The organism is Candidatus Mycalebacterium zealandia (assembly GCA_014075295.1).
Classification (GTDB): Bacteria; Desulfobacterota_D; UBA1144; order Nemesobacterales; family Mycalebacteriaceae; genus Mycalebacterium; species Mycalebacterium zealandia.
In genome coordinates this window covers 37,121-48,692 of sequence record CP046180.1, presented here as the reverse complement: position 1 = coordinate 48,692, position 11,572 = coordinate 37,121, and the positions used below count along the sequence as shown (strand labels likewise).

Here is an 11,572-nt window from a genome sequence, read left to right as displayed (position 1 = left end):
TCAGCCGTCCGGGCTTATGTCTATTATGTTCAATTTTCTTTCAATCCGTTTTTGAACGGATTTTTTTATTATCGCGCGGGTTTGGGGAATCAAAAGAGCGAACCCCGCAAGGTCCGTCAGCAATCCCGGGGTAAGCAGCAGCGCGCCTCCTACAAGCACCATAACCCCATCCAGAAGGGTCTCAGACGGTTTTCTGCCGCCACTCAAATCATTCATAATTGACATCAGAACAGATATTCCCTGCCGCCGTGCCAGAGAAGCGCCCACCACGGCGGTTGCCACCACTATCCAGACTGTTTCCCATGTTCCTATGACGCTTCCAAGTTTTATTAGGATTGCCAATTCAATCAATGGAACAACTACAAAGATGGGAATAATTTTTGAAAACATTGGACTTGCCCGCGCGTGCGAAACATAATAACACGGCGTATGAAAGAGTTCACGCTTCTGTCTCCGGCAAAAATCAACCTCAACCTTTACGTTACCGGCGCTCGCGCTGACGGTTTTCACAACATAAAATCGACTGTTCAGCCAATCGGTATTTTTGATGAGGTTGGAATAAGAGTGTCCGAGGAGCCGGGCGGAATTGTTTTGACGGGTTGTGAGGGCGCGCCCGAAAAAAACACCGCTTTTGCGGCGGCAAACCTTTTTTTACAAAAGGCGGAAATTAAGCGCGGAGTGGAGATAAGTTTGAAGAAAAACATACCGCAGGGCGCAGGGCTCGGCGGCGGCAGCGGCAACGCGGCGGCGGTTCTTGTGGGGCTTAACCGTGTATTTTGCGCATTTAACGGCAAAACCCTTCGCGAAATCGCAGGCATGGTCGGTTCGGACGTGCCGCTTTTTATTGACTGCGAGGCGTGCGTGATTTCGGGCAGAGGTGAAAAGGTTGAGCCAATCAAGGGGTTTCCGCTTTTAAGCTACGTGGTTTGCTTTCCCGGTTTTGAGTCGCTCACGGCGGATGTTTACCGCAAATGGGATGAATTAAACCCTTCGGGACAACCGTGCGAAGATCCAAAAAAAATGTGGGGCGTCAGCCATCCGGTTGAAATGACAAACGGTCTTGAGGAAGCGGCGTTTTCGCTATATCCCGAACTCGCGCGTTTTTGTGCTCTCATAAGTGCGGACTATGACATTCCGTTTTTAATGACCGGTTCGGGGTCTGCTTTCTTTTCGGTTTTTGAAGACTGGGAAACCGCGCGCGAGGTGTTTGAGCGGATGAGAAAAGATGCGGATTTTGACTGTTTTCTCGCGCGTGGAATTGAAGGGTGGGACGGGGCGGAGTGAGTGAGCGCCTTTGAGCGTTTTGCGCTATTGTGTAGTTTTATTTTCGCAACTTGGGGCGTCGTCTAATGGCAGGACACCGGACTTTGACTCCGGCAGTGGAGGTTCGAATCCTCCCGCCCCAGCCAAAACTATTTCCATTTTCCCATATGCGAGGATTTCACCCCGCCGTCCTTGATGGCTTGTTCAAACTCGCTTCTGAATTTTTTCACCATTGATGAGACGGGCATAGCGCAGCCATCGGCGAGTGCGCAGATAGTTTTTCCGGTCATTTGTAAACACGCGTCAAGAATTATGTCGATATATTCCGGCTCTCCGCTCCCGTCTTCAATTTTCCCGAGCATTTTTTCAAGCCACCATGTTCCCTCGCGGCACTGAACGCACTGCCCGCAAGATTCGTCCCTGTAAAAATGCGCGAGATTGCGCGCCGCGCTGACCATTGAAACCGTTTCATCCATAACCGTAACGCCGGCGGTTCCGAGCATTGAGCCGAGCCCGTTTAGAGTGTCAAAATCCATCGTGATGTCCAGTTCATCCGCAGTGAGCACACCCGATGAAGACCCTCCGGGTGAAACTGCTTTGATTTGCCCGCCTTCGGGAACTCCGCCGCCGTATTCGTATATCAACTCCCTGAGCGGCACACCGAGCGGCAACTCATACAGTCCCGGACGGTTCACGCAACCGCTCAGACCGAAAATTTTTGTGCCCGTGTTTTTAGGAGTTCCAATGGACGAAAACCATTCCGCGCCTCTATTGATTATGTGCGGAACGCACGCGAGCGTTTCCACGTTGTTTATAACGGTCGGCGACTGAAACAGTCCTGACTGTGCGGGGAAGGGAGGTTTGGGCCGCGGTTCGCCGTTTTTCCCCTCTATTGACTCAAGCATTCCGGTTTCCTCTCCGCATATATACGCGCCCGCGCCCTTGAAAACCGATATTTCCGCATCAAACCCGAAACCCATTATGTTCCGTCCCAGATAGCCGCCTTCATGCGCTTCTTTCACGGCGTTTTCAAGTATTTCCGCGCCGAGCGGCATTTCGCCCCTGATGTAGATATACATCTTCTCCGCGCCCACCGCGCGCGCCGCGATAAGCATTCCCTCAATTATCTGATGCGGGTCGCGCTCGATGATTTCCCTGTCCTTGAAACTACCGGGCTCGCTTTCGTCTGCGTTGCAACACAGGTAGACGGGCTTGCTGGTTTCGCGCGGGATAAAACTCCATTTCAGCCCGGTCGGGAATCCCGCGCCGCCGCGCCCGCGAAGGCCGGACTTTTTGACGATTTCCGTAATTTCTTCCGGCTCCATTGACAGGGCTTTTTTCAACGCTTCGTAGCCGCCGGATTCAAGATACGAGCGGAGCAGGCGCGAGTCCGCCCCTCTTTCCGTGTAGTTCCTTATGATTTTTGTTTCAGGCATTTGCTTTAAAGACGGTTTCAGGCGGGATTTTATCACAACGCCCGCGTGAAAAAAACCGTGTCCGCCCCGTGTTTGACCGTCGCTCCTTTAGCTGTTATAGTCACGAACGCTTTTCCCTTCCGCAATGGCAGTCCAGTTCAAAGCAGGCAATAATGTTGTTTATCCGGTTTACGGAGTGGCAAAAATAGAGTCCGTTGAGAGAAGAGAGATAGCGGGCAGCAAAGCCACTTTTTATATTCTCAAAACCCTTAAAAACGACATAACCGTTATGGTTCCGGTGAAAAAAACCGACAGTGTCGGTATGAGGAAGGTTATTTCCAGAGGGCGAGTTATAAAGGTCTTTGAGGTGCTCAAGCAGAAGACGAAACCGTCTTCCGCAGGCAAAAAGCAGGCATGGAATAAACGCCACAAAGAGTATTCGGAAAAAATCAAAAACGGTGATATTTTTGAAGTTGCCGAAGTTTTCAGAGACATCTTAAGAACCAGCAAGAAAAAAGATCTTTCTTTCGGTGAAAAGCAAATAATGGAAAACGCATTCTCGCTTATTTTAAGCGAAATTTCGGTTGCCACTTCAAAGTCCGAAGAAACGGTCGGCAAAGAAATAGAGACCGCCGTTCTCAAATAGTTCCGTTAAACAAGAAGACTTTTGCCGTCAATATTTTCAGGAACGGCGATTCCCATGTGTTCGAGAATGGTGGGATAAATGTCCACGGTTCGCGCGGGGCGCGCGGCGATTTTTGCGTTGAGCGCTATGGGAACCGAGATATGGTCTTTAATCATTGAGCCGTGAGACGCTTTGTGTTCGGGAATTTCAAAACGCGCCCTTAAATCAAAACCCTGTTTTGCACTTACCACTATGTCTCCCGTGCGTGAAGATTCAAAAATTTGGCACGCCTGCACGAGCGCGTCCGGATAATCAGTTTGAAAAGTCAGTTCCAATTGCGCGTCCTTTGTCATTTCCCCGCTCATGCGCTGAAAACCGAACGGGTCGCCACCGTTTGTTTCATAAAGTATTGTGTCGTTATCAGCTTTCACAACCGCACTTCCGCGCTCTGAAAGAATCTCAATCCACCCGTCTTCACGGAGGCTCATGACCAGATCAATCTGTTTTTCGGACGCGCACCGCCGCGCGATGTTTTTGCGTGTTTCGTTGCTCGCGTTCTTCAAGTAAATATGCGCCATTGAGTTGCCCGACACCATTACCGAGCAGTCCGCGCCGAAGAAATTGCGGAAAATATTCGGGTATTCAAGGATGCTGAATCCTTCGCGTTCAAGCTTTTTTGACAGGTCAAAATGAGTGTGAGTCGCCGTGAGTCCGTGGTCGCTCACAATAGCGAGGAGTGTATTTTTAAAAACGCCTTTTTGTTTGAGTTTTTCCACAATCTCGCCGACTATGCCGTCCATTTTCAAATATGCGTCTATGACTTTTTTGTGAAAAGGATGAAGCTTGTGGGAAAGCGAATCTATCTCCATAAAGACTGCAAAGCAGAAAAGCGGAAAATCCCGCGCGTCTCCGTCGAAACAGCTCAGAAATTTGTCCGCCGCGATTCTGTCAATTGAGTAGCCATCTTCAAAAAAATGGCTTTTGATTTTGTGAAAAGCGGTGGACATAGAGGTCAGGTCTCGACTGAACGGCAACCCTCTGGTCATTTCATTGAAGATGCTCACGCTTGAGGGAATCAGTTCAAACAGAGTTGGCGGATAAGGGTTCAGGTCTGAATTGAGGAAAGTCGCTTCATAGCTCACATAACTTCTCAAACGTCTGAAAGTCAGAGTTTTGTCCCACAGTTTTTTATCAAGCCAGCGGATTCCCGGCATGTTGCACTTTCCCGGAAATGAGCCGAGCAGATATGGAGTGTAGGCGGGTCCGGTGGTTGACGGAAAAACGGACGAAGCGGTTATGAAACCGCCCGGTTCAACTATGTGCCGCGATATGTTCGGCAGCCGCCCGCTTGACAACAACTGCTCAAAAACATCCTTGCGCGCGCCGTCCGTGAGCATGATGACGCATCTTTTTATTTCATCCGGGCGCGGGGTGTTCAATTAAAAAACCTTTTGTATATTTTTCTTGTCGTGCGCGTTTTTGAAATATATTCCTTGCGCAATTTGTCCACGGTTGGGAACTGTTCAAATTCGCGTGCGAGCCGCTCAAAATCGTCCGGTCCAATCCTGTTACCGTGTTTTTTTCTGAAAATCCCCTGCAGGATTGAAATCGTTCCGAGGAAAATATAACTGTCCCTCAAAGATTTGCCTTCCTTCTCACCCACAATTTCCAGACTTATGAGACGGTCAAGCGCTTCAAGCGTGTTGGGGGTTCTAAGTTCAAGATGTTTTCCTCCGTGCTTTAACTGCATGGACTGAACCAGGAATTCCACATCCACCATTCCGCCGCGCCCAGTTTTGAAATTGAAATAATTACCGCTTTCGTGCGCGAGTTCTTTCTCCATTCTCCCGCGCAAATGCGCAATTTTTTTGTGATAATCCTTTTCAAGAGGAGCTTCGTAAACACATTTTTCAATTTCGTTTATAACCTTGTTTCCAAAACTTTTCCCGCCCGCGCAGTGAGACGCCTTAATCAACGCCTGCCTTTCCCACAGACGCGCCCCGGTCTGAGAGCGGTTGTATTGCTTGAACTCCTCAAACGAAGTTACAAGCGTGCCGGCGTTTCCGGACGGGCGCAGAGATGTGTCTATTTCATAAATCTGTCCGTGGCGGTCGGTCAGCGACAAAAATCCGATGAGTTTCTGCGCCAGTTTGACATACCGTTCTGTTTGGGGGCCGTCGTGTATGACTATGATGTCCAAATCCGATGAATAACTCAGTTCCCCGCCACCGAGTTTTCCCATTCCAAGCACGCAGGTTTTTGCCGTTGAAACACCGCGCGTGCCAGTGTTTCCCGTGTGGCGTTTCGCGATTTTCAGTACCGCCTCAATCATGACTTCGGCAAGTAGCGAAAGATATTTTCCCGTACGTTGAAAATCTATGTTTTCCTCAAACTCCGACACGCACAGTTTTAGTGTTTCCATGTATTTGAAGTGGCACAGGGTGTCCAGTTTTTCCTCGTCAGAGTCCAGTTTCGCCGTTAATTCCTCAAGAGAGCGCAATATGCCGCTTTTTTCTCCAAGCGCGCTTTTGCCTTTCAGCGCCACCGAGCCCATATAGTAGGGGTTGTGGATTAAAAATGAGCTTATGGGGTTTTCGCATCCCATAATTTTCATGAAAATTTCAAGTGTTTGCGGCGCGGCCGAGATGAGCGGATAGATGGACATTTTCCATTCCTGATTTGCCATGAGCCGTTTCAGGTTCGTGAGCGCCAGATTCAGGTCTCCACACGCGAACGACTGTTTGAACAGCATCCGCAGCATTTTTTTGGAGAGTCCGCGCGCACGGAAATCGCCTCCCGCCATTTCGTGAGTCTCAAGGTCGGTGATTATGTCAAGCGCCTCTTCGGGGTTTTTGAAACCAAGTGAAGCGAGGCTTCGCAGCGCTTCGGGTCTTTCCACGTCGCCGCTTGTGAGGAATTCGGTAATTCTCACCGCCTCTTTTTCCCAATCCTCCATCGGCTTTTCCTCTCCGGACGGCCGTTTGAACAGTTCGCCGCAGATTTTGCGGGTTTCGTTCATCACATCATCAAGGGTTTCTTCAAACTTCGCCGTGCTCTTAAATCCCATCATTACGGCAAGTCTGGAGAGTTTTTCGGGCGATTCGGGAACGGAATGGGTTTGCGTTTCCTCGTCAAGTTGAATGTTGTGCTCAACTTTTCTGAGGAAAAGGTAGTTTTCCCTGAGCGCGTCCGCGACTTCCTGCGGTATGGTTTTTCTTTTCAGCAGTTTTTTCAGCGCCGAAAGTGTATTGGAATCGCGCAGGTTCTTGTTAGCGCCGTTCAATATTTGAAGCGTCTGCGCGAAAAACTCAATTCCCCTTATGCCTCCGTCCGCGAGTTTCACATCGCGTTTTTTTGTGATTCCCTCCAGCCGTCTTTTCATTTCGGACATATCTTCAATCAGGTCGTAGCTTGTATTGTCGTAGATGAACGGCTCAAGTTTTCCGAGCAGTTCCGCGCCGAGCGCCTTGTCGCCCGCTATTTCCCGCGCCTTCATCAGAGCGAGTTTTTCCCATGTTTCACCCCGGTAGAAATAGTGTTCCAGCACTCCTTCGATGTGCGTTGTCACGGAGCCTTTCATGCCGCCCGGGCGCAGTCCCAAGTCCACTCTGTAGAGAAAACCGTTTTCGGTGTTTGCTCCTATTTCCGCTGTCAGTCTGTGGGAGAGGTCTATAAAAGGCCGGGCATTTCCGTTGTCTTCATACACGTAAACAAGGTCTATGTCGGAACTCAGGTTAAGCTGCCTTCCCGCGAGTTTTCCCATTCCCAGAACGCAGAATTTCCCCGCTTTGTCCGCTCCGGTTTCGGGCGCGAGCCGTAAAACCGACGCTTCCACAACCGCTTCGGCAAGGTCTGACAACTCTTCCATTGTTTTTGTGAAATCCGCGCCGTTTATGTCCTCATATATGATTTGCGCAAGACGCCTGTATTTGAAACGCCGAAGTTCTTCAAAAAAATCGTCCGTGTTTCCAATTTTGCGACTTATTGCGGCAAGTTTTTTGTCAATGGCGTTTTTTGTTCTCGCCTTGTTTGAGAACGGAAACGAGACGGTTTCGGGGTCGCGTATCGCGGCGCGGGCGAGAAATCTGCTGTGAGACGCGATTTGAAGCAAAAGCCGTTTCTCTCCGGCTTTGAGTTTACGGTTGTTTTTTTCAAACCTTTCAACCGTGAGAGCGGCGAATTCAGGTTCGGGCGGAACGGGCTTTTTGCTTTTTGCCATTTTTGCGCGATTAAAGAAAGCTTACCGGGTCAATATCGGCAATAACGCGGGTTTTCGGAGGCATGGTTCTTTCCGCTTCTTCCTTGAGAGCCCTTGAAAAATTCCCCAAAAGGGAAGGGCTCTCAGACCGCATAATTATATGCCATCTGAAGCGGTTTTTTATTCTGTATATCGGACATTCCGAATAACCGACAATTTCCACTTCGCCGGATTTGAGATTTCCGGACGCCTCAACGGCAAGGGCGTGGACGCGTTCCGCGATGAGTTCAACGTTCTTCTCCACAGTTCCTGAAAATTTTAGCGCGGCGACCCGTGAAAAAGGAGGCCATCCGGTGATTTTTCTCACCTCCAACTCACTTTCAAGAAACGCGACCGCGTCCTGTTCGACCGCATATTTTATGCTCGGATGGTTCTGCTTTGCCGTTTGTATCAAAGCCCTGCCGGGTGATTTTCCCCTTCCGGCTCTTCCGGCGACCTGAGTGAGCGTTTGAAAAGTAACCTCGCCGCTGCGGAAATCCGGTATTGACAAAGACATGTCGGCGGAAATCACTCCCACAAGCGTAACCTCCGGAAGGTCATGCCCTTTGGCTACCATCTGCGTTCCCACAAGCACATCTATGCTTCCTTTTTCAAGTTTTCCGTAAAGATCCAACAGTTTTGTTTTTCCGCCCGTTTCGTCGCTGTCCATTCTCGCCACGGTTGCGGACGGCATTATTTTTTTCACCTCATCTTCAATGGCCTGTGTTCCCATTCCCATACGTATAAACTCTCCGCCGCATCCGGGGCAGGCGTTTTCAAATTTTTCGTCAATTCCGCAGTAGTGGCACTTCACGGTGTTTCCTTTTTTGTGGTAGGTCAGCGAGATGCTGCAGTTGGGACAACAAAAAGTCTCGCCGCATCCGTTGCAGATAAGAGCGGTGGAAAACCCCCTTCTGTTCAAAAATAAAATTGCCTTGCCGCCGTTTTTCAGATTTTCAACAAGCGCTTTTTTGAGCGGCGCGGAAAGAACGGTTTTTTCCTGTTTCACAATCTCAACGCGCGGAAGCAAACTTCCTTCAACCCGCAACGGCATTGAGAGATATTCAAACCTGCCCGCGACCGCGTTGCGGTAGGTTTCAACCGAAGGTGTTGCCGAGCCGAGAATCACGGGGCTACCGGTCATTTGTCCCAGCACAACGGCGCAGTCGCGTGCGTTGTAACAGGGGTTTTTGTCTTCCTGTTTGTAACTTTTCTCGTGCTCTTCATCCACCACAATAAGCCCCAGATTTGGAAACGGCGCGAAAATTGCCGACCTTGCGCCGATAACGATTTGCGCCGCGCCGCTTTTTATTCTGCGCCACGAATCAAACCTTTCGCCCTCGCTGAGTCCGCTGTGCATCACGCAAGCCCCGTCGCCGAAACGGCTTTTGAACCTTTGCACAAGTTGCGGCGTGAGCGATATTTCCGGCACCATAACAAGCGCCTGCGCGCCGCGCGCCGCGACTTGCTCAATTGTTCTCAAATAGACCTCTGTTTTTCCGCTTCCGGTAACCCCGTGGAGAAGAAATGTTTTGAATTTTCCGGCATTAACGGCTTTTTTTATTTTGGAAAGCGCTTTTTGCTGCTCGGCGGTCATTTTCGGAACGGGTTTGTCGTCCGGTTTTATTTCGGAAAACGGGTCCCGCACGATTTCTATTTTTTCCGCCGTGATAATTCCTTTTTCTTCAAGCCATTTCAGATGCGGGGCGCAAGCGTTTCCGAGAATGTCTTTTATGTCCGGGCGGGAGATTTTTCCGTGCTCCTCCACGAGTTCCACCACGGAGCGTTTCGCGGGCATTTTTGATATTTCGCTTCGTGCGCTTGCGCCTGCGGCGGCGGAATAAATTTTTTCATAGCGTATGTTCGCGCCGCGCTTTACTTCGTATTCAATTTCGGCGAGTCCCTTGTTTTCAATGCGGTGAATTTTTCCAAAACCGCTGTCTTCAACGATCTCAAAAAGTTTTTCAAGCGTCATTTCGCCCGATTCAAGAGCGTGGAGAATTGCTTGGTCGCTTTTTGACAGTTTGCCTTTTTCAAGCGCGGTTTTCCCGGCTTCCGTGATGGAGATTTTTCTTCTCACGCTCATACTGCCGAGGCCCGACGGGTGCGCGGCTTTTACAACCGCGCCGAGCGGGCAGATGTAGTAATCGGCTATCCATTTGAAAAACTCCAGCCGCGTTTTGTCAAAAAGCGGATCGTCGTCAATTACATCAATAATGTCCCGCAGTTTTATGCCTTCGGGCGGCTTGGAAGGGGATTCAACCACGAACCCGATTGTCCGCCGATTGCCAAGCGGAACCAAAACCCGCTTGCCCAGAGTCGCCGCGCTCTGAAACTGTTTTGGAACCGAATAGTAAAAACTGTCCGATATGTTTCCGGGGAGGATTACTTCAATGGCGGGCGGCATATAAGGGGGAGTATATACGCAAGAGGGAAGGGTGGCACTTTGCAAGGACTTGCTAAACTTCTTATACTTTAAGAAGGAATAAATGACTTATGACAAAAGTATTAAATACAGGTGCACAAAGTTCTGAATTTAAGGGTGACGTCAGGGTTGCCGCTCGGATTATTGATTTGCTAAGTTCGGGGCTCTATTCTACCCCCGCAGCTTGTCTAAAAGAACTAATCAACAACTCGTACGATGCTGATGCGACCCTTGTTGAGGTATTTGTCAAACCAGATGCGGATAGGATCATGATATTGGATAATGGTACTGGGTTTTCAAAAAAAAGAATTTCAGGAACACTTTGAAAGTGTAAGTGAGTCTTTAAAAAGAGAAGAGTCTGACACAACTGATCTCGGAAGAAAAAAAATAGGGAAGATAGGCATAGGTTTTATTGCTGCAAACGAAATCTGTGAGGAAGTGGAAATTTATTCAACTTGCAAGGGCTCTGAAAAACTTATTCATGTAACACTCAATTTTGCGGAAATGTCCAAGCCGACCAAAGAAAGAAGAGCGGGGAAAAAAGAGTATAAAAAGGCTGATTATGAAGGGGAAGAAACTGATGATGCTGAAAAAATGAGCAATTTACAGAGATATATTTGAATAAAATTAAGGGGGCAGCGAAGGAAGTCTTAGCCTCAGCAATACAAGTTCAAACCTCTTCGAAAGACAGTCCCGCTCTTGCAACAAAATCTCTTTATGGACTTAATCCTGAATCTATTGCACGAGAATTGACCGATAAAAATTTGAAAGATTGGTCTATGTTTGATTTTTATTCAAAAACTATGTTGGAAATAGCACTTAATATACCGATTCCATATTTGGATAATTGGCACGCAGGTATTGTCAAAGAAAAATATATTCAGAAAGTGTCAAAATTAGCAGAGGAGAACTTTTGTGTTAAGTATGATGGAGCAGAGTTAAGGAAGCCAATCCTATTTTCTGGCAACGAGAAATGTATTTCAGGAGAATTTTCTTTTGAAGGAGATCGAGTATCGGCGGAAGGATATTTTTATGCAACCCACGGAAAAATGAAACCTGCCGATATTCAGGGTGTTTTAGTAAGAATTAGGGGAAGCTCTGTTGGTATTTACATAAAAGATTTTTTAGGATTTCCTTCAACCGAAGCTGCGTTGTTTCAAAACTGGACATCTTGTGAAATTTACGCCTCTGACGAACTTGAAGAAGCAATGAATATAGACAGGGTAAAGTTTCGTGAGACTCACCCCGCATTTCTTGAACTCCGTAATGAATTTCATCGTCAATTGCGCGATTTCTTTAAAAGGGTTCTCAATGAGTTATACAAACAAAGAAGAGACGAAAGAAAATCTGAAAGAGAAAAGGAATTAATAAGTGAAATAACAAATGTAACCAACACTAATATTTCAACTGTATCAAAGAAGGTTGCATTGGAAGTTAAGAAGTCTTGGAGCTACGATAAAAAAGAGTCAAGGAAAAGTGTTTCACGGTCATATTCCCCTGCTCAAGTTTTAAAAATGGTATCTGAAGTAGCCAAGCCAATTTTGCCAAAACCTCTGTTTGAGGAATTAATTGCTGAAATTAACAAGTTGCTCCTAAAATAGGAATAA

10 protein-coding genes and 1 tRNA gene are annotated in these 11,572 nt (G+C 48.1%); 6 read left to right on the top strand and 5 right to left on the bottom strand.

The features are described from left to right. Window positions 1-390 carry a membrane protein FxsA gene (locus GKS04_00255; GenBank protein QMU55631.1) on the bottom strand — a complete coding sequence of 130 codons (390 nt, stop codon included), beginning with the start codon at window positions 388-390 and terminating at the stop codon, window positions 1-3. A gap of 39 nt (window positions 391-429) precedes the next feature. Between GKS04_00255 and ispE the strand changes: the two genes are divergently transcribed. Together ispE and GKS04_00245 are read left to right on the top strand one after the other, a co-directional pair. Next, window positions 430-1,284, top strand: a complete 855-nt coding sequence (gene ispE / locus GKS04_00250; GenBank protein ID QMU55630.1) for a 4-(cytidine 5'-diphospho)-2-C-methyl-D-erythritol kinase — start codon at window positions 430-432, stop codon at window positions 1,282-1,284. 51 nt (window positions 1,285-1,335) lie between these two features. Beyond that, window positions 1,336-1,409, top strand: a tRNA-Gln gene (locus GKS04_00245). A 3-nt stretch (window positions 1,410-1,412) separates the two neighbouring features. Here the strand turns inward: GKS04_00245 and nuoF are convergent. Beyond that, window positions 1,413-2,699: an NADH-quinone oxidoreductase subunit NuoF gene (gene nuoF / locus GKS04_00240; protein ID QMU55629.1), complete on the bottom strand. Its 1,287-nt coding sequence runs from the start codon at window positions 2,697-2,699 to the stop codon at window positions 1,413-1,415. Between the two features lie 124 nt (window positions 2,700-2,823). Between nuoF and GKS04_00235 the strand changes: the two genes are divergently transcribed. After that, complete coding sequence (locus GKS04_00235; protein QMU55628.1) at window positions 2,824-3,324, top strand: CarD family transcriptional regulator; 501 nt, start codon at window positions 2,824-2,826, stop codon at window positions 3,322-3,324. A gap of 5 nt (window positions 3,325-3,329) precedes the next feature. Here the strand turns inward: GKS04_00235 and GKS04_00230 are convergent, their stop codons facing one another. The 3 genes from GKS04_00230 to priA are packed head-to-tail and all read right to left on the bottom strand — an operon-like array spanning window position 3,330 to window position 9,947. Next, window positions 3,330-4,742 (bottom strand): sulfatase-like hydrolase/transferase, encoded by a 1,413-nt coding sequence (locus tag GKS04_00230; protein QMU55627.1) that lies wholly within the window; start codon window positions 4,740-4,742, stop codon window positions 3,330-3,332. After that, window positions 4,739-7,522 carry a hypothetical protein gene (locus GKS04_00225; GenBank protein QMU55626.1) on the bottom strand — a complete coding sequence of 928 codons (2,784 nt, stop codon included), beginning with the start codon at window positions 7,520-7,522 and terminating at the stop codon, window positions 4,739-4,741. The genes GKS04_00230 and GKS04_00225 overlap by 4 nt, the downstream gene beginning before the upstream one ends. 10 nt (window positions 7,523-7,532) lie before the next feature. Continuing rightward, a complete protein-coding gene (gene priA, locus GKS04_00220; GenBank protein QMU55625.1) occupies window positions 7,533-9,947 on the bottom strand; it encodes a primosomal protein N' in 2,415 nt (804 codons plus the stop codon). 89 nt (window positions 9,948-10,036) lie between these two features. Here priA and GKS04_00215 point away from each other — a divergent pair, with 89 nt between their 5' ends. The 3 genes from GKS04_00215 to GKS04_00205 are packed head-to-tail and all read left to right on the top strand — an operon-like array spanning window position 10,037 to window position 11,566. Beyond that, window positions 10,037-10,291: a hypothetical protein gene (locus GKS04_00215; protein ID QMU55624.1), complete on the top strand. Its 255-nt coding sequence runs from the start codon at window positions 10,037-10,039 to the stop codon at window positions 10,289-10,291. Next, window positions 10,248-10,586, top strand: a complete 339-nt coding sequence (locus tag GKS04_00210; GenBank protein QMU55623.1) for a hypothetical protein — start codon at window positions 10,248-10,250, stop codon at window positions 10,584-10,586. The genes GKS04_00215 and GKS04_00210 overlap by 44 nt, the downstream gene beginning before the upstream one ends. Next, window positions 10,583-11,566 (top strand): hypothetical protein, encoded by a 984-nt coding sequence (locus tag GKS04_00205; protein QMU55622.1) that lies wholly within the window; start codon window positions 10,583-10,585, stop codon window positions 11,564-11,566. Before GKS04_00210 ends, GKS04_00205 begins: the two co-directional genes overlap by 4 nt. Window positions 11,567-11,572 lie beyond the last annotated feature (6 nt).